Here is a 17,002-nt window from a genome sequence, read left to right as displayed (position 1 = left end):
GCAAGGTGATGATCAGAAGCTTCGTTTTCATGTGGTGCTCCGGTATGCGGGCGGCGGCTTTGCGGCCGCCCATCGCTTCAAAGGGCTACGTCAAAGCCGGTCGACCTCAGGCCCAATGCCCCTGCATATAACGCCACGCGCCGCGATGTGCGATCCAGTGCCCCGGCACCCAGTGATACCCCACGCGCTCGACTTGCCAATGCCCCGGGTTCCACATGTACTGGCCGTGCTCCCAGCGCCAGTGACCCTGATCCCACACGTATCCGACACGCGCCGGCGGCACCGCCTCCATGCGCACGGGCGGCGGCGCGTTCGGCGCCACGATGATGACTTCAGCCGAAGCGGTTCCCGCGACAGCCGCGACACCGGCCATGACAATGGCGGCCTGGGCGATTAACAAACGAATTTTCATGATCGGCCTCCTGAGTGATTCGCCGCGTCCGTGAATCTACGGCGATACCCAATCAATGCGCGAGGCCGCGCTTTAGCCGACACCGCCCGTGTAACCGCGATGGCTAAACTGCAACGGAATATTGATGTAATTTGCCGCTGCTCAACAACCACGGGCGCGCAAACGATAAACCGAAAAAACGCGAAAGCCGGAATCAGACATCGATTCCGGCTTTTTCATCAGCGGTCGAGTTATCTCACGCCGATGGAATCTCGATCTTGACCTCGAGCACTTCGAGATCGTCCTGACGTTCCAGGCTCACGCGAATATCGTCGCTTGAGATCTTCACATACTTGGAAATCACGGCAACGAGTTCTCGTTGCAACGCCGGCAGATAATCAGCGGCCGGCTGGCCACCCGCGCGCTCGTGCGCGATGATCAACTGCAAGCGTTCCTTCGCGACCGAAGCGGACTTCTTTTTCTCGCCCAGCAAAAACGAAAGAATCGACATTGCGTCCCCTTACTTGTTGCCGAAGATGCGTTGCAACAGACCTGGCTTCTGATAATCGGTAAAGCGCAGGGACTTCTCTTCGCCGAGAAAGCGCGAAACGATGTCCTTGTACGCTTCAGCCACATCAGTGCCATCGAGGTGCACGGCCGGCAAACCCTGGTTCGATGCATGCAGCACCGCTTCCGATTCCGGAATCACGCCAATCAGGTCGATGCGCAGGATTTCCTGGATGTCGGTGAGCGACAGCATCTCGCCTTCGCTCACGCGCTTCGGGTTGTAGCGCGTGATCAGCAGATGTTCCTTGACGGGCTCCTTGCCCTCGATTGCGCGCTTGGTCTTCGACGACAAAATGCCGAGAATGCGGTCCGAGTCACGCACGGACGACACTTCCGGGTTCGTCACGATCAACGCTTCGTCGGCGAAATGCATGGCGAGCAGCGCGCCCGATTCAATCCCGGCAGGCGAATCGCAGATGATGTATTCGAAGTCCATCGCGATCAGGTCGTTGATGACCTTTTCCACGCCGTCCTGCGTCAGCGCGTCTTTGTCGCGCGTTTGCGATGCCGGCAGGATGAACAGGTTCTCGCACTTCTTGTCCTTGATCAGCGCCTGGTTCAGGTTCGCTTCACCCTGGATCACGTTGATGAGGTCGTACACTACGCGGCGCTCGCAGCCCATGATGAGATCGAGATTGCGCAGGCCGACATCGAAGTCGATCACGGCCGTCTTGTGCCCGCGCAACGCGAGGGCCGATGAGAAACTCGCGCTGGTGGTCGTCTTGCCGACGCCGCCCTTGCCCGATGTCACCACAATGATTTTTGCCATTCCTGTACCTTGTGTTCGTCAATTAAATCCGCTGGCGTTCTGTTCGAGAGCGCGCCGTCCCCATCGGGCGCGCCTGGCTGATTCTTGTCAGGCCACTCAGGTCAGCCGCAGCGGTTCGATCATCAATTTTTCTTCGTCGAGCCAGATCTGCACCGGCTTGCCCAGGACGTCGGGGCCGAGCGGTGTTTCCGTCGTCCTGTAAATCCCGGCAATCGAAATCAGTTCCGGTTCAAGACACGTGCAGAAAATGCGCGCATCGAGATTGCCGTGCACGCCCGCGAGCGCCCGGCCGCGCAACGGCGCATAAATATGAATGTTGCCTTCCGCGATCACTTCCGCGCCGTAGCTCACGAGCCCGAGCACGACGAGATCGCCCTTCGCATAGACCTGCTGCCCCGAACGCAACGGCCGGTCGATGATCGTCGTCTTCGGCACCGGCGCGCTCGGCGGCGGCGCCTGCGCGACGGCGGCTTCGATCACGGCAACGGCTTCGGTGTTCTCGACGTTGGCGTCGACCGATGGCTTGGGCGCACCGCGCCGGTCGCGCGCTTCGAGCAGCGGCAACGTGCCTTCCGCGGCCCACGTCTGTTCGGGCAGCGCGACCACGCCAATGGGGCGCATGCGCACGCTGTCGAGCAACGCAGCAAGCTCGCTCACCGATATGCGTTCGCCGGCGTCGAGCTTGCGCACGTCGATGGCGACGGTATCGTTGGCAAAAAACTCGGGAGTCGCTTCGAAGCGCCGCGTGAGTTCCGTGCGCAGCGCGTCGAAGTCGGTAGTCTTGACGACAAACAAAAGCGTGTCGACAGAGCCGCTGCGCAATTCGAAAAAGGGCGTTTTTTTGAGCGACATAGGTAAAGCCAAAATTTTTGCGTATTTTACAGGCGTGAGCGCGGGCAGCAGGAAAATTTCAGATTGCCGTCACAAAGAGGGCCGTCGTGAAGTTCAACTGGAAGAAAGAGGACAGCGAAGAGGATATGAACGACGGGCCACGTTATCACGCACGGCCCGTCCTGTTGCCAGGATTGCAGCAAACACGCTATTCGCCGCTACCCGATCAGGCAACTACCCATTCGGCAGCTACGCAGTGTGTTCACTCACGCGCCGCACGAGCAGCGTCTCGAATTCCTCGGGATGCGCGGGAATGCGGCGCCGCTCGCCGGTTGGACCGAAGCCGAGGCGCTCGTAAAAGCGCATGGCGTTGCGGTTGCCATCGGCGATCCACGCAAAGACGTCGTGCACGCGGCGCTCCGCGAGCCATTGCGTGGCCGCATTCACCAGCAGCTCGCCGCCACGCAGATGCCGCACCGCCGGCGCCACCCATAGCGCGTACACGAAGGCGCGCGGTTGAGCCGCCTCTTCGATGAACGCGCCGACGAGACCCGCCGGATGTCCTTCCGTGTACAAGATGAACGACGCCGTGATATCGGAATTCGCGTGGCGACCGGCCGTTTCGTCGAAGCTCGAGACATCGGCGGACAGGGCTTCCTCCAGCGTCTCCCCGAACGCATACGGTGCTTCGCGCAACGAGGCCGTGCGAAGTTCGCGCAGGACGGCGCCTTGATGCGCGGCGATCCGGTGAACAGTAAGTGAAGGACTCATGCGGGTGTTTTTCTCTCAAGCTTTCACAAGCTTCTTAAGCTGTCTTCTTAGGCTATGTTCTTAGGGCTTCTTAGCCGGCTTAGTCTAATTAGTAGCTTCAACCGAACAGGCAAACGAGTCAAATCATTATTGCAGGCAACGTGCGCGACCGGCTCAATTACGTTCTTTGGTGCAGGCATGCGCTCAGGGCGCCGCGTATCCGCCCGTGCCGTCGGGCCACGGCGTAAGCAGCTCGAAGCCATCGTCGGTGACGACCACCATGTGCTCCCACTGCGCCGAGAGCGACCGGTCCTTCGTTGTAACCGTCCAGCCATCCCGCGATTGTTGCGTTGCAGCACGACCGGCGTTCACCATCGGTTCGATGGTGAAGACAAGGCCGGGCTTCAGGCGCAGGCCCGCGCCCGGCTGCCCGTAGTGCAGCACTTGCGGATCTTCGTGATAAACACGCCCGATCCCATGGCCGCAATATTCACGCACGATCGAGTACCCCTCGCGGTTGGCCACCGTCTGGATCGCATGACCCACGTCGCCGAGCGTGGCCCCCGGACGCACGGCGCGAATGCCCGCGACCATGGCTTCGTACGTCGTGTCGCAGAGGCGCTTTGCATCGCGGCTCGGCGTGCCTGCGTAATACATGCGGCTCGTATCGCCGAAATAACCGTCCTTGATGATCGCGACGTCGATGTTGACGATATCGCCGTCCTTCAACTCACGCGGGCTCGGAATGCCATGGCAGACCACGTGGTTCACCGATGTGCAAATGGTCTTCGTAAAGCCCATGTAACCCACGTTCGCCGGAATCGCCTTCAGTTCATCGACGATAAAGCGGTTGCAGATCGCATCCAGTTCTTCCGTCGTGACGCCGGGCTTGACGTGCTCGCCGATCATTGCGAGGACTTCTGCGGCGAGACGTCCGGAGATTCGCAGCTTTTCGATGTCGGCAGGCGACTTGAGTGTGATGGCCATGGAGCGTTGGTGTGTCGGCGCGCGGTACGCGTCTAATCGCGATACGAAATCGATGTATCCGCAGCGCATTATTTCAGGATGCCGGCGATGATAGCATCGCGCGCTTTCCCGCTCTTTTTCCAATGCCCCGACGAGTCGCCGCACAACCACGCCGCGCTGCGTTCGTCGTGATTCGCGCTTGCCACTTCGAGCGGTTTACGCTCTATTCGCTTATCGTTTTGACCAACGTCTTCCGCCAATGATCTCAAGTCGCGTTGTTTCGTTTGCTCTTTCCGGTTCTTTATTGGCTGCAGTGTTCGCGGCCGTTGCGCTCACGGCGTGCAGTTCCACGAGCGCACCTGAACTTCGCGCGTCGAGCCCGCTAATCTACGTGTCATCGCGGCGTGCGCCTTCCGACGTCTTCAGTTGCCTCGAGGACCGGCTGCCTTCAGTGTCTACCTCGAAATCGGGTAACGCTTCGGAACTCGTGGTCGGACCGAACGCGTGGCTCGTGACATTGACGCCGTCGCACTATGGGTCGACTGTGAAGGTGCAGAAATCTGACCGGGACTACGGCGGATTGCCGGAACCTGAAATGCGCTTCGATATCGCGCGATGTACAACCTGATTGATTTGCGAGCAGGTCGTAAAAAAGCCCCGATGAGCTTTCAGCTCAGCGGGGCTTTTTGAACGCCAGTCGTCTTTAAAAGAAGTAATGCACGCCCAGGGTGACGCTGTCGTTGTGGCGCGTGGTGCCGTCACGCTTGCTTTGGTCGGTGGTCCATTCCAGCGCAAGGCTTGCCTGCTTGATGAACTTGTACTCAACGCCCAAACAAGTGTGCAAACGTGCGTTCGGCCAGGTTCCCGTCACTCCCAGACGCAAATACGGCATTACCGAATTGAACGGCAAGCCGAGTTTCGCATCGATGCCACCATCCTTGTATGTGGTCGACGAGTGATGGAAGTCAGCGAATGCCTCAGCACCAATAACGAAGCGGCTTACATCGAAGTTATACCCGGCAGTCAGGCCGAGGAAAGTCGATGCATGGGACCCTACGTTGACGACGCCAGAAGCGTCAGACCAGTTCTCACCCACTTTCAGGCCTGCGTAAGGGCCGGAAAACTCACTGGCTTGTGCTGCGGATAGGCCGGTCAGAGCAATGACCAGCGCGGCAATAAATTTCTTGAAGTTGAACATGACTTAAAAACATAACGTTAAATCGAAAGCAAAGTTAATTGCCGCGTTTGTTGCATGATCGGCTAATCCGAAAGTCACAAAAATTTTGCAACTTTGAATTTCGCAACGAATGAAAGATTAAATGGTGAAGATGCGTCGGACCCATAAGAGCGGTCCTAATTGATTTTTCGGCGCTATGATTTATTGACTGGCTCCCGCTGGGAGCGGCTGCCAGGAACGCCTGCCAGTAACTGGCTGTCGCTTGCGAACAACAACGCCGTTGCACGGCTTCTAATCTTTTATCGTCCGTTTTTTAGTAAAACGTTGCTAAGGTTAATTTAGTGAAAAGTTTCTACAGAGTTTTAAAGGTTTATAAAAGCATCGAATCGCGAGCCTTCTCGTCATGTTCGCCGGGTTCGACGCATTGATTAACGTCGAGGGAATGCATGCATGAAAAACTTCATGTCCAATGTTAGAAAAAGCCTGCTGGCCATCGCCGTCGTTGCCGACTTGTTGTGCCTATGGTCGGCCGCTCACGCCGCAGGGCCTGCAGCACCGCCGCCTGACGATCCCGTTTCGCTGTCGATAACGCCTCGGTACAGGTACCAGTCACCATCCATCATGGGAGCGTCGCCCGAGGCTTCTGATCTCAACACCGCGTCGGGCGTTGACGAGCCGGCGCGCCCGACCCCCGCTCTTGAAAAACCGGACAACTGGGCTTGCCGGACATCGAATAATTTGACGCGGAGTTCAATTGGCAAGAATCCGGATGGCAGGAGCATCTCGGATATTCAAGGTCTGTTGCCCAAATGCTGAGGCACACAAAGCAAAACCCCCGCTGATCTTGCGATCAGCGAGGGTTTTTAATTTGGCGGAAAGGGTGAGATTCGAACTCACGGTACCCCTAAAGGTACACTGGATTTCGAGTCCAGCGCATTCGACCACTCTGCCACCTTTCCAGATCCTGCAACCGCGCGACTGCTTGCTGCGGCTCTCGCTGAACGGGTCGATGTCCAGCGAGAGAAAGATTATAGACGAGTCCAATCTGATTTCCAAGCCCCTTTTAGTGAGCTTGATACAACAAAGAGGTCTTAACTCGCCTTCGAGACTTCGAGCTTTTCGACTCCGCGCATGTACGGTCGCAACGCCACTGGCACCGTCACCGAGCCATCCGCGTTCTGGTAGTTTTCCAGCACGGCGACGAGCGTCCGCCCGACCGCGAGACCTGATCCGTTGAGCGTATGAACGAACTCCGGCTTGCCTTGGGCATTCCGGAACCGCGCCTGCATCCGCCGCGCCTGGAACGCCTCCGTATTCGAGCAGCTCGAAATTTCCCGATACGTGTTTTGCGCGGGAAGCCAGACTTCCAGGTCAAAGGTCTTCGTTGCAGAAAATCCCATGTCGCCGGTACACAGCGTGATCACGCGATACGGCAGCTCGAGCTTCTGCAAGATAGCTTCGGCGTGGCCGACCATTTCGTCGAGCGTCTCGTAGGATTTCTCCGGCGATACGACCTGCACCATTTCGACCTTGTCGAACTGATGTTGACGGATCAGGCCGCGCGTATCGCGCCCGTACGAACCCGCTTCCGAGCGGAAGCACGGGGAATGCGCCGTCAGTTTGACCGGCAGCGCCGACGCTTCAAGAATGCTTTCGCGCACCGTATTGGTCAGCGAGATCTCCGAGGTCGAAATCAGGTACTGCGTGACCGTGTTCTCCTCGCCGCCCTTCTCGACCCGGAACATGTCCTCGGCGAATTTGGGCAACTGGCCCGTACCCACCAAAATTTCCGGATTTACGATATACGGCGTGTACGCCTCCGTGTAGCCGTGCTGTTCGGTGTGCGTGTCGATCATGAACTGCGCCAACGCCCGGTGCAGGCGCGCAATCTGCCCGCGCAGCAAGGTGAAACGCGCACCGGAGAGCTTTGCGCCCGTTTCGAAGTCGAGGCCAAGCGGCGCGCCGACATCGACGTGATCCTTCACTTCGAAATCGAACGAACGCGGCGCACCCCAGCGACGCACTTCGACGTTGCCGGATTCGTCGGGGCCGACCGGCACGCTTTCGTGCGGCAGGTTGGGCACGCCGAGCATCAGGTCGGACAGGCGCTTCTGGATGTCATCGAGCTGAGCCGCCGAAGCCTTCATGGTGTCGCCGATACCCCCGACCTCCGCCATCACTGCTGCGGTGTCTTCCCCACGCCCTTTCATTGCGCCGATCTGCTTCGACAGCGTATTGCGGCGCATTTGCAGCTCTTCGGTACGCGTCTGGATTTCGCGCCGTTCCGCTTCGATTGCCGCGAACGCAGCGACGTCGAGTGTGTAGCCGCGTTGAGCCAGGCGCGTGGCAACGGCGTCGGGGTCTTTGCGCAGGAGTTGGATGTCGAGCATGGCAGGGCCGGTTCTTCTGAGTGTGCGAATCCGCGATTTTAGCGCAGCGAGGCGGCCGTGTTGGCGCGCTTTGGCCGCGTTGGCCGTTCGGTCTAATGGAACGCGGCGTTTCACCATCCGTCGGCAATGGAGCAACGCTTATTTTTCGTCCTTGTGGTCGCGCCGCCATTGGGCATCGAGTTGCGCAAGACGCGCCATCTTTTCACTGATCTTCCCCTCCAGACCGCGCGGCGTTGGCTCGTACCAGTGCGGGTCGCGCATGCCGTCGGGCAGATAGGTTTCGCCGGCCGCGTAAGCGTCGGGTTCGTCGTGCGCGTACCGATATTCGTGCCCGTATCCAAGCTCCTTCATCAGCTTGGTCGGCGCGTTGCGCAGATGGACCGGCACGCCTCGCGACTGGTCCTTGCCGACAAACCGCCGCGCCTCGTTATAGGCCATGTAGCCAGCGTTCGATTTCGGCGCAACCGCGAGATAAATCAGCGCCTGAGCCAGCGCGAGCTCACCTTCCGGCGTTCCCAGGCGTTCGTAGGTTTCGGCGGCATCGAGCGCGATGCGGCCCGCACGCGGATCGGCGAGACCGATATCCTCCCAGGCCATCCGGACGATTCGCCGCGCGAGATAACGCGGGTCGGCGCCGCCGTCGAGCATCCTGCAAAACCAGTAAAGCGTCGCGTCAGGATTGCTGCCGCGCACCGATTTGTGCAGCGCGCTGATCTGGTCGTAGAACGCGTCGCCGCCTTTGTCGAAACGACGCAGGTTTTCGGTCAGCGCGCTGCCGAGCAACTCACCGTCGATGTGCGTCGATTTCTGTTGCGCGGCCGCCCGCGCCACGATTTCCAGATTGTTGAGGAGCTTGCGGCCGTCGCCATCGGCGGAACCGATGAGCGCCGCACGAGCGTCATCGGAGAACGTCAGGCCGCCCAGCTCGCCCTGCGCCCGTTCGAGCAATTCATTGAGCTCCGTTTCATCCAGGCTTTTCAGCACATACACGGCTGCCCGCGACAACAATGCGCTGTTCACCTCGAACGATGGATTCTCGGTCGTCGCGCCCACGAACACGAACAACCCGGACTCGACGTGCGGCAAAAACGCGTCTTGCTGGCTTTTGTTGAACCGGTGCACCTCGTCCACGAAAACCAGCGTCTGATGCCCGTTCGCCCGATGGATCTGCGCCAGTTCCACGGCCTCGCGAATATCCTTCACGCCCGACAAGACCGCCGACAACGAAATGAACTCCGCATGAAACGCCGCGGCCATCAGCCGTGCGAGCGTGGTCTTGCCCACGCCGGGCGGTCCCCAGAGAATCATGGAATGCGCTTCACCGGATTCGAACGCGACGCGCAGCGGTTTGTTGGGGCCGAGAAGGTGTTTCTGGCCGATCACCTCGTCGATGGTGCGAGGACGCAAACGCTCGGCAAGAGGGACATTGGCACGGTTTTCTTCGAACATGGCGCGATGAGGGGTTCCGAATGGTCTGGACAACAGCGAAGACAGCGATAATCGTTCCCTTGTTCGAGACAAGCGCCCGCGCTGCTTCAAAATGCTGCAATGGTTGATTATGACAGTTGCCGCTTCCCCGGATTGCCCACGCTTCAGAGCGGACGCGACAGCCAACATCTGCAAATAAGGACAGAACCTGAATGGCATCAGATAACACCACCGACACCGCCGCCTCGACCTACGCGCCTTTGTTGCCCGTCCCGGTCGAGCGCCGCGCGTTCGGAACGTCGGACGCCTTCGCGTTGTGGTTTTCTCTTGGCATCGGCTTGCTGGTGGCGCAGGCCGGCGCGCTGCTCGTGCCGGGCATGTCGCTGCCGCACGCGCTTGCGGCCATCGCTGTCGGAACAGTGATCGGCGTGTTGCTGCTTGCACTGGCGGGCGTGGTCGGCACGGACACCGGACTCGCCGCCATGTCGTCGCTGCGCCCCACACTCGGGCTTCGCGGGGCATCCGTCCCGGCCGTGCTCAACGCGGTGCAACTGGTCGGCTGGGGATCGTTCGAGATCATCGTGATGCGCGATTCCGCCGATGCCCTTGCCAGGCAATCCTTCGGTTTATCGATGCCGCTCATCTGGACGCTGATCTTCGGCGTGCTGGCCACGATCCTTGCGATCACCGGCCCGCTGTCCTTCGTCCGGCGATTCCTGCGCATCTGGGGCATGTGGCTGCTGCTCGGAGGCGCCGGTTGGCTGACGTGGAACCTGCTGTCGAAACAGGATATTGGCGCGTTGATGAACCGGCCGGGGACAGGCGAGATGCCGTTCGGCGCGGGTATCGATCTGGTCGTGGCGATGCCGCTCTCATGGCTGCCGCTGATCGCGGATTACACGCGCTTCGGGCGCAGTGCAGGCGGCACGTTTCGCGGCACGCTGTTCGGTTATGGCATTGCGAATATCTGGTTTTATGCGCTCGGCGCCTTCTACGGCCTGGCTGCCGGCGGCGGCGACGCGCTGCTGACCGTGGCATTCGCGCAGGCGGCGGGCGGGATTGCGCTGCTGCTGATTCTCATCGATGAAATCGATAACGCTTTCGCCGATATCCATTCCGCCGCCGTCTCCACCGGCACCTTCTGGGCGAAGGCGAGTGTGCCGTTGTTATCCGCGGCGTTCGGCGGGTTGTGCACGTTGATCGCGTTGCTGGTGCAGATGGGCAAGTACCAGAACTTCCTGCTCCTGATCGGCTCGGTCTTTGCACCGCTGTTCGGCGTGGTGCTTGCCGATCATTTCATCGTGCGCAAACGCCGCGTGGTTGTAGCTGCGCTCACCGACCGGCAAGGCCCGTACGCGTTCTCGGGCGGATGGCATGTCAGCGGATTGGTTGCCTGGGCGCTCGGGATCGCCGCGTATCACGCGATCAACCAATGGATCCCGAACCTCGGCGCGACCTTGCCGTCGCTTGCCATCGGCGCGGTGGCTTACCTGGCGTTGGTGCTGGGTGCGGGTCGGCGGGAAGAGAGCCGGTCGTCGACTTGAGCTTGATGACGGCAATTCAGGAAAGCGAGGCGATGATCGCCCCGCTTTTCGCAACGGTAATCAGCCGTCGATCACGTCAGCGCCCTTCGGCACCACGAACTTGAACTGGTTGGCCTTCAGCGGCGGGTTCTTCTCGATATTCGAGAACGTCAGCAAGGTCACGTTGCCGAATACATCGTGCAATTCCATTGCTTCGAGATTGCCGTTCCTGAAGCCGATACCCACCTGCTGGAACTGCGTGTCCTGCGCCTTAGGCGTCAACTCCAGCCAGTCGATGCCGTCCTTGACCCCCGCGTCGCGCAACGTGAAGTTCTTGTCGAGATCGTTGCTGCCGAAGAGGATGGCGGCAGGACTCGCGCCCAGCGCATTGCCCAACTGACGAACGGTGACCTGGTTCAGGTCTTTGTCGTAGACATAGAGCTTGTCGCCGTCGGCCTGGAGTATTTGCGCGTAGGGCTTTTCGTACGACCAGATGAACTTGCCCGGCCGCGCGAACGTGAATGTGCCGCTTGCCGTGCCGGAGGTCCTCGGCGCTGCGCTCTGCGCGGCCGTGGCGGATGCCGCCTTGCTCGGCGCCTTGATTTCACGCTGGACAAACGAGCCGTGCGCCGCGTGAACCTGAGCCACAAACGCCTTCAACTGTTCCGTGCCGCTTGCGAATGCGTGCGATGCGAGCAGCATGGAAGCACTCAAAACTCCTGCCTGAACCATACGATGAGCTACGCGATGAAACGACTTCGACACTGACTGCATAACAATAAAACCTCCAGAAACCAACTCTGCTGCGTTTATTCCGATTCACGCGCCGGCGTGAGGATCTCGCGATTACCGTTCGAGGACATGCTTGATACCAGTCCCGAATTCTCCATTTGCTCGAGCAAGCGCGCTGCACGGTTATAACCGATCCGCAAGTGCCGCTGCACAAGCGAGATCGACGCACGACGGTTCTTGATCACGATCTCGACGGCCTGATCGTAAAGCGGATCGGCTTCGCCATCCCCGCCGCCCGCCGCGCCCGGCGCACCTTCTTCACCGTCGCCGACCACGCCGCCTTCAAGAATCCCTTCAATGTAATTCGGCTCGCCCTGCTCCTTCAGCTTGTTCACCACGCGATGCACTTCTTCATCCGATACAAACGCGCCATGCACGCGCACCGGCAGGCCCGAACCCGGCGGCAGATAAAGCATGTCGCCCATGCCGAGCAGCGACTCGGCACCTTGCTGATCGAGAATGGTCCGCGAATCGATCTTCGATGAAACCTGGAACGCCATGCGCGTCGGCACGTTTGCCTTGATCAAGCCCGTGATCACGTCCACGGACGGCCGCTGCGTCGCGAGAATCAGGTGAATGCCGGCCGCACGCGCCTTCTGCGCGATCCGCGCGATCAGCTCCTCGACCTTCTTGCCGACGACCATCATGAGGTCGGCCAGTTCGTCGATTACGACCACGATGGTCGGCAAGCGGTTCAGCGGTTCCGGCTCGTCCGGCGTCAGGCTGAACGGGTTGGGAATCTTCTCGTCGCGCTTCGTGGCTTCGTCGATCTTGTTGTTGAAACCCGCGAGGTTGCGCACGCCCATCTTGCTCATGAGCTTATAGCGGCGTTCCATCTCGGCCACGGCCCAGTTGAGCGCGTGCCCGGCTTGCCGCATGTCGGTGACGACCGGGCAAAGCAGGTGCGGAATGCCCTCGTAGACGCTCATTTCGAGCATCTTCGGATCGATGAGAATCATGCGCACTTCGTCGGCGGTGGCCTTGTACAAGAGCGACAGGATCATCGCGTTGATACCGACCGACTTGCCCGAACCGGTCGTACCGGCCACCAGCAGGTGCGGCATCTTCGCAAGATCCGCGCAGACCGGCTTCCCGCCGATATCCTTGCCTAGACCCATGGTCAGGGGCGAAGCGGCGTCGGCATAAACCTGCGAGCCGAGAATCTCCGACAAACGCACGGTCTGGCGGCGCTGGTTCGGCAACTCCAGCGCCATGAAATTCTTGCCCGGGATGGTCTCGACCACACGAATCGAAACCAGCGAAAGCGAGCGCGCCAGATCCTTCGCCAGCCCGACGATCTGCGAGCCTTTGACGCCCGTGGCCGGCTCGATCTCGTAACGTGTCACGACCGGGCCCGGATAGGCAGCGACCACAGCGACTTCCACGCCAAAATCCTTGAGCTTCTTCTCGATCAGCCGGGACGTGTATTCGAGCGTGTCGGCGGAAATGGTTTCCTTCACTTCCGGCGCGGCATCGAGCAAGGCCAGCGGCGGCAGCGTGGAATCGCCGGGCAGATCGGTGAAAAGCGGCACCTGCTTTTCCTTCTCCACACGCGCCGATTTCGCAGTCGCGACCGGCGGCACGATCATCACCGGTTCCTGTTCCTCGATCTTGACCCGGCCGCGCACCACCTTGCCTTCGCGCTTTTCGGCTGCCACTTCGCCCAGCTTGCGGTCACGCCCGGCTTCGCGGCGCAGTCGCGCGCCGGTGATGGTGGCCATGATGCCGTCGCCGGTTTTTTCGCAGACGGACAGCCAGGAAAAATTGAAATACAGCGACAAGCCGATCGCGAGCGCGATCAACAGGATCAGCGTGGCGCCGGTAAAACCGAACGCGTGGGAGACGGCGTGCGCCACTGCTTCGCCGACCACGCCGCCCGGCGCGCGCGGCACCTGCACCTTGAGCGACCACATGCGCAGCGCTTCAATGCCGTCGCTTGCGAGCAGCACCAGCACGAACGCGAAGGCCTCGGCGAGCCACGTCCGATCCTTCACCGGTTGCTCGGCCGAAGCTTCCTGATTCGTGATCCTCCGGTAATTCGCGATGATCCGCCGCGCGAGCAGCACCACCCACCAATAAGCGGAAAGACCGAACAGCAGTAACAGGATGTCTGCCGTCCACGCACCGACCCGTCCCGCCCAGTTGGCGATCTGGTCGACTTGCGCGGCATGGGTCCAGCTCGGGTCATGGCGGCTGTAGCTCACGAGCGCCATGAGCAGGAACACGCCGAGCGCGACCTGCAAGATCCATCGAATCTCGGTAAAAAGGCGCGACATGCGATGAGGCAATGCCTGCGCACTTGCAGAATAGGTAGCTTTTGCCATTGATCCGTAAGGCTTTTGACCCGCCATGAAAGGCACGGCGAGCCGACAGAGTTAAGGACGCATTGTAAACGCTGCATTGCGATGATCGGACAAAAATGGGCCATGGTTTCACCCTGTAACACCCGCGTTACATGCGTCCTGCCCGCTGCAACGGCCCGTGCGCGCTATGGCCGCCATTGAAAGGATCACTCGGCGGCGCCTGGAGACACTCTTTATAATGGCGAATTCGCGCCTATTTACAGGTCATCGGCAGAAGCGCGCCGCCGGCGCAGTTTTTCTCGACCGCCCGCGCCTTTTGCCCATAAACCGCTTGTTCGCCCGGCGGTTTGGCCCTAACCAAACGGATTGCTCTCATGTCTTCGTCCAAACACGCAAAAGTGCTGATTCTCGGTTCCGGTCCCGCCGGTTATTCCGCCGCCGTCTACGCGGCGCGTGCGAATCTGTCGCCGCTTCTCATCACGGGCCTAGCGCAAGGCGGTCAACTGATGACCACGACCGACGTGGAAAACTGGCCGGGCGACCCGTTGGGCGTGCAAGGTCCGGAACTGATGCAGCGCATGCTGGAACACGCCGAACGCTTCAACACGGAAATTGTGTTCGATCACATTCACACTGCCAAGCTGACCGAACGGCCAATCCGCCTGATCGGCGATTCGGGCGAGTACACATGTGATTCGCTGATCATCGCGACGGGTGCATCGGCGCAATATCTGGGCGTGCCTTCGGAAGAAGCGTTCATGGGCAAAGGCGTGTCGGCCTGCGCAACCTGCGACGGTTTTTTCTACAAGAACGGCGAAGTGGCCGTGATCGGCGGCGGCAATACGGCCGTCGAAGAAGCGCTCTATCTGGCTGGAATTGCCAAGAAGGTGACAGTGGTGCATCGCCGGGACAAGTTCCGCGCCGAGCCGATCCTGATCGACCGCCTGCTTGCGAAGGAAAAAGAAGGCGTGGTGGACATCAAGTGGAATCACGTTCTCGATGAAGTCAAGGGCGACGCGACCGGCGTAACCGGCTTGCAGATCAAGTGCACGGAAACGGGCACGACCACGGAAGTGCCGCTGCAAGGCGTGTTTGTCGCGATCGGTCACAAGCCGAATACGGACCTGTTCGCGGGTCAACTGGAAATGAAGAACGGCTACATCATCACGAATGGCGGCCTGCAGGGCAATGCGACGGGCACGAGCATCGACGGCGTGTTTGCTGCCGGCGACGTGCAGGATCACATTTACCGGCAGGCTATTACGAGCGCCGGCACGGGTTGTATGGCTGCGCTCGACGCACAGCGTTATCTCGAAAGCATCAACGAGAACCCGGCCGTCCATTCGATGAGCGCCGAAGCGGAACGTTAAGCTGCTGACCGTTGCACCGGAGCGAAAAAGCGTCCGGAACCTTCAAACGCCGGTTTCGATCCTCTGGATCGGCCGGCGTTTTCGTTTCGGACGCGGTGAAAATCGGGCGGCCGCGCTTCGGGCGCGTCCATTTCCCCGGCTCTCATGTTAAAAAGGGGCTCCGGAAGCGGCGTATATCGCGTTGCGCCGCCGTGCATTTTCTTTTGCCTTGCAATGCCCAAGAACCTGCCCCATCCGAACGAACCCCGGCCCAGACGCCCGCGCGACATGGCGCCGCGCACGGCCGCCGCGTCCGCGAAAGCGCCGCTGACGCCCGAGGAACTCGCGGCCGCGCTCAAGCGTGAAGGTCTGGCCGGACTTGCCGCGCTGCGCGAATCGCTTCAGGCGCAGGCGGTCAGGCACCGTGCCCAGCGGGCCGCCGCCATCGTGGCGGAACGCGAAGCCCTCGCCGATGCCGACGTGTTCCGCAACGCCATCGGCGAGGTCGAACCGCTGAACGTGGCGGTGCGCGTACCGTTGCCGCGCGTGCCTCCGTCGCCTTTGCCGCTGCAGACGCGGCTCGACGAGGAAGCCGTGCTGCACGAAGCCCTCTCCGACGAATACGACCCCGAAAGCCTCCTCGATACCGACGATTCCCTCTCCTACTGCCGCCACGGCGTACGCGAGGAAGTCGTGCGCAAGCTCCGGCGCGGCGCCTGGATCGTGCAGGCACAACTCGATCTGCACGGCATGCGGCGCGAGGAAGCGCGCGAGGCGTTATCGGATTTCATCCGGGAAGCGGTGAAACGTGGTGTGCGATGCTTGCGCGTGATTCATGGCAAAGGCCTTGGATCCGTTGGGCGCGAACCCGTGCTCAAAGGCAAGGTCCGCGCGTGGCTGGTGCAAAAGGAAGAAGTGATCGCGTTCTGTCAGGCGCGTCCTCACGATGGCGGTGCCGGCGCCGTGCTGGTGCTGCTGAAACCGGGCGGGACGCCACATCATCACGGGCACCCGCAAGACCACGATGCCCGCAGCCATCGCGATCCGCGTGAGAGGTCCTGACGGTGCATCCCAGGCTCACGCTGGCAATCTCCATCATGGAGGGGCTCGCGATCTTCGCGTATGCAATCTCGGGGCTGATCGAAGCGAGAAAGCGCCGGCTGGATGCCGTCGGCGCCTTCCTGGTCGCCCTCGCGACGGCATTCGGCGGCGGGACCGTGCGCGACGTCCTGCTTTCGCGCCGGCCGTTCTATTGGGTCGAGCATCAGGATTACGTCATCATCATCTTCGCACTGGCGCTCACGGCACCGATGTTCCTGCGCCTCACGACCCGCTTGTTCGACCAGCGCGCCTTGCTGGTCGCCGATGCCATCGGCCTGGGTTTGTTCAGCATCTCGGGCACGTCCATCGCGCTCGATGCACAAATGCCTGCATTCACTGCGGCCTTGATGGGCGTGGTGACAGGGGTTTTCGGCGGCATCATCCGGGACGTGCTGTGCAACGAGGTCCCGCTGATCCTGCGCGACTCCCGGCCTTACGCCGTGTGTGCGTTCGCGGGATGCTGGCTGTATCTCGGACTCGATGCACTGGGCGTCCTGGGCGTCTATAACGTGTTGTTCTCGACGGCGTTCATTCTCGTGGCGCGGCTGGTGACGCTGAAACTGGACGTGCGGCTGCCTCATTAATAGACTGCGAACCGGGCCGTCAGCCGCGCTTAAACCCGGCCGAATGGCCAACGCTCGCCGCCGTTAATTTCCGGCGCCTGT

Annotated in this window: 17 protein-coding genes and 1 tRNA gene; 6 read left to right on the top strand and 12 right to left on the bottom strand. The window is 60.7% G+C overall.

Annotation, left to right across the window (positions count from 1 at the left end; genetic code table 11):
• Nucleotides 1-106 precede the first annotated feature (106 nt).
• The 6 genes from AX768_RS03570 to map form a co-directional block, all read right to left on the bottom strand.
• The gene (locus AX768_RS03570) at nucleotides 107-412 is read right to left on the bottom strand and encodes a YXWGXW repeat-containing protein (protein ID WP_061998813.1); all 306 of its coding nucleotides are present in this window, start codon (nucleotides 410-412) and stop codon (nucleotides 107-109) included.
• A gap of 235 nt (nucleotides 413-647) precedes the next feature.
• Nucleotides 648-902, bottom strand: coding sequence for a cell division topological specificity factor MinE (gene minE / locus AX768_RS03565; protein ID WP_056351927.1), 255 nt, complete (start codon nucleotides 900-902; stop codon nucleotides 648-650).
• Nucleotides 903-911: 9 nt separating this feature from the next.
• The gene (gene minD / locus AX768_RS03560) at nucleotides 912-1,727 is read right to left on the bottom strand and encodes a septum site-determining protein MinD (RefSeq protein WP_061998812.1); all 816 of its coding nucleotides are present in this window, start codon (nucleotides 1,725-1,727) and stop codon (nucleotides 912-914) included.
• 96 nt (nucleotides 1,728-1,823) lie between these two features.
• Nucleotides 1,824-2,579: a septum site-determining protein MinC gene (gene minC, locus AX768_RS03555; protein WP_061998811.1), complete on the bottom strand. Its 756-nt coding sequence runs from the start codon at nucleotides 2,577-2,579 to the stop codon at nucleotides 1,824-1,826.
• Nucleotides 2,580-2,807: 228 nt separating this feature from the next.
• On the bottom strand, nucleotides 2,808-3,329 hold the full coding sequence (locus tag AX768_RS03550) for a GNAT family N-acetyltransferase (RefSeq protein ID WP_061998810.1): 522 nt from the start codon (nucleotides 3,327-3,329) through the stop codon (nucleotides 2,808-2,810).
• Nucleotides 3,330-3,512: 183 nt separating this feature from the next.
• Nucleotides 3,513-4,295: a type I methionyl aminopeptidase gene (gene map / locus AX768_RS03545; RefSeq protein ID WP_062000743.1), complete on the bottom strand. Its 783-nt coding sequence runs from the start codon at nucleotides 4,293-4,295 to the stop codon at nucleotides 3,513-3,515.
• 430 nt (nucleotides 4,296-4,725) lie between these two features.
• Between map and AX768_RS33600 the strand changes: the two genes are divergently transcribed.
• Nucleotides 4,726-4,902 carry a hypothetical protein gene (locus tag AX768_RS33600; RefSeq protein ID WP_231941312.1) on the top strand — a complete coding sequence of 59 codons (177 nt, stop codon included), beginning with the start codon at nucleotides 4,726-4,728 and terminating at the stop codon, nucleotides 4,900-4,902.
• 75 nt (nucleotides 4,903-4,977) lie between these two features.
• Here AX768_RS33600 and AX768_RS03535 read toward each other — a convergent pair whose 3' ends face one another.
• Entirely contained in the window at nucleotides 4,978-5,472 is a 495-nt protein-coding gene (locus AX768_RS03535) for an outer membrane beta-barrel protein (RefSeq protein WP_061998808.1), read from the bottom strand.
• Between the two features lie 429 nt (nucleotides 5,473-5,901).
• On the opposite strand from AX768_RS03535, the gene AX768_RS32565 reads away from it, so the two are divergent.
• Nucleotides 5,902-6,267 (top strand): hypothetical protein, encoded by a 366-nt coding sequence (locus AX768_RS32565; RefSeq protein WP_144022283.1) that lies wholly within the window; start codon nucleotides 5,902-5,904, stop codon nucleotides 6,265-6,267.
• Between the two features lie 53 nt (nucleotides 6,268-6,320).
• Here the strand turns inward: AX768_RS32565 and AX768_RS03530 are convergent.
• The 3 genes from AX768_RS03530 to AX768_RS03520 all read right to left on the bottom strand — a co-directional run bounded on the left by AX768_RS03530 (nucleotide 6,321) and on the right by AX768_RS03520 (nucleotide 9,290).
• Nucleotides 6,321-6,410, bottom strand: a tRNA-Ser gene (locus AX768_RS03530).
• 132 nt (nucleotides 6,411-6,542) lie between these two features.
• Complete coding sequence (gene serS, locus AX768_RS03525; RefSeq protein ID WP_061998807.1) at nucleotides 6,543-7,841, bottom strand: serine--tRNA ligase; 1,299 nt, start codon at nucleotides 7,839-7,841, stop codon at nucleotides 6,543-6,545.
• Nucleotides 7,842-7,979: 138 nt separating this feature from the next.
• On the bottom strand, nucleotides 7,980-9,290 hold the full coding sequence (locus tag AX768_RS03520; protein ID WP_061998806.1) for a replication-associated recombination protein A: 1,311 nt from the start codon (nucleotides 9,288-9,290) through the stop codon (nucleotides 7,980-7,982).
• 191 nt (nucleotides 9,291-9,481) lie between these two features.
• On the opposite strand from AX768_RS03520, the gene cytX reads away from it, so the two are divergent.
• A complete protein-coding gene (gene cytX, locus AX768_RS03515) occupies nucleotides 9,482-10,813 on the top strand; it encodes a putative hydroxymethylpyrimidine transporter CytX (protein ID WP_061998805.1) in 1,332 nt (443 codons plus the stop codon).
• Between the two features lie 60 nt (nucleotides 10,814-10,873).
• On the opposite strand, the gene lolA is transcribed toward cytX, so the two are convergent.
• Nucleotides 10,874-11,524, bottom strand: coding sequence for an outer membrane lipoprotein chaperone LolA (gene lolA, locus AX768_RS03510; RefSeq protein WP_231941310.1), 651 nt, complete (start codon nucleotides 11,522-11,524; stop codon nucleotides 10,874-10,876).
• 77 nt (nucleotides 11,525-11,601) lie between these two features.
• Nucleotides 11,602-13,908, bottom strand: a complete 2,307-nt coding sequence (locus tag AX768_RS03505) for a DNA translocase FtsK (RefSeq protein ID WP_061998803.1) — start codon at nucleotides 13,906-13,908, stop codon at nucleotides 11,602-11,604.
• Between the two features lie 353 nt (nucleotides 13,909-14,261).
• Here AX768_RS03505 and trxB point away from each other — a divergent pair, with 353 nt between their 5' ends.
• The 3 genes from trxB (at nucleotide 14,262) to AX768_RS03490 (ending at nucleotide 16,921) form a co-directional block, all read left to right on the top strand.
• Nucleotides 14,262-15,257, top strand: coding sequence for a thioredoxin-disulfide reductase (trxB, locus tag AX768_RS03500; RefSeq protein WP_061998802.1), 996 nt, complete (start codon nucleotides 14,262-14,264; stop codon nucleotides 15,255-15,257).
• 213 nt (nucleotides 15,258-15,470) lie between these two features.
• Nucleotides 15,471-16,298, top strand: a complete 828-nt coding sequence (locus AX768_RS03495; RefSeq protein WP_061998801.1) for a Smr/MutS family protein — start codon at nucleotides 15,471-15,473, stop codon at nucleotides 16,296-16,298.
• A gap of 2 nt (nucleotides 16,299-16,300) precedes the next feature.
• Nucleotides 16,301-16,921, top strand: coding sequence for a trimeric intracellular cation channel family protein (locus AX768_RS03490; protein WP_061998800.1), 621 nt, complete (start codon nucleotides 16,301-16,303; stop codon nucleotides 16,919-16,921).
• The last annotated feature ends 81 nt before the right edge of the window (nucleotides 16,922-17,002 follow it).

This window comes from Burkholderia sp. PAMC 28687, assembly GCF_001577465.1.
GTDB lineage: Bacteria > Pseudomonadota > Gammaproteobacteria > Burkholderiales > Burkholderiaceae > Caballeronia.
Note: the sequence above shows the minus strand (reverse complement) of the source record. Positions and strands in the feature narration are given on the sequence as shown.

Coding starts and splice junctions, on each gene's coding strand:
- AX768_RS03570 (WP_061998813.1), bottom strand. CDS start 412: ATGAAAATTCGTTTGTTAATCGCCCAGGCCGCCATTGTCATGGCCGGT.
- minE (WP_056351927.1), bottom strand. CDS start 902: ATGTCGATTCTTTCGTTTTTGCTGGGCGAGAAAAAGAAGTCCGCTTCG.
- minD (WP_061998812.1), bottom strand. CDS start 1,727: ATGGCAAAAATCATTGTGGTGACATCGGGCAAGGGCGGCGTCGGCAAG.
- minC (WP_061998811.1), bottom strand. CDS start 2,579: ATGTCGCTCAAAAAAACGCCCTTTTTCGAATTGCGCAGCGGCTCTGTC.
- AX768_RS03550 (WP_061998810.1), bottom strand. CDS start 3,329: ATGAGTCCTTCACTTACTGTTCACCGGATCGCCGCGCATCAAGGCGCC.
- map (WP_062000743.1), bottom strand. CDS start 4,295: ATGGCCATCACACTCAAGTCGCCTGCCGACATCGAAAAGCTGCGAATC.
- AX768_RS03535 (WP_061998808.1), bottom strand. CDS start 5,472: ATGTTCAACTTCAAGAAATTTATTGCCGCGCTGGTCATTGCTCTGACC.
- AX768_RS32565 (WP_144022283.1), top strand. CDS start 5,902: ATGAAAAACTTCATGTCCAATGTTAGAAAAAGCCTGCTGGCCATCGCC.
- serS (WP_061998807.1), bottom strand. CDS start 7,841: ATGCTCGACATCCAACTCCTGCGCAAAGACCCCGACGCCGTTGCCACG.
- AX768_RS03520 (WP_061998806.1), bottom strand. CDS start 9,290: ATGTTCGAAGAAAACCGTGCCAATGTCCCTCTTGCCGAGCGTTTGCGT.
- cytX (WP_061998805.1), top strand. CDS start 9,482: ATGGCATCAGATAACACCACCGACACCGCCGCCTCGACCTACGCGCCT.
- lolA (WP_231941310.1), bottom strand. CDS start 11,524: ATGGTTCAGGCAGGAGTTTTGAGTGCTTCCATGCTGCTCGCATCGCAC.
- AX768_RS03505 (WP_061998803.1), bottom strand. CDS start 13,908: ATGGCAAAAGCTACCTATTCTGCAAGTGCGCAGGCATTGCCTCATCGC.
- trxB (WP_061998802.1), top strand. CDS start 14,262: ATGTCTTCGTCCAAACACGCAAAAGTGCTGATTCTCGGTTCCGGTCCC.
- AX768_RS03495 (WP_061998801.1), top strand. CDS start 15,471: ATGCCCAAGAACCTGCCCCATCCGAACGAACCCCGGCCCAGACGCCCG.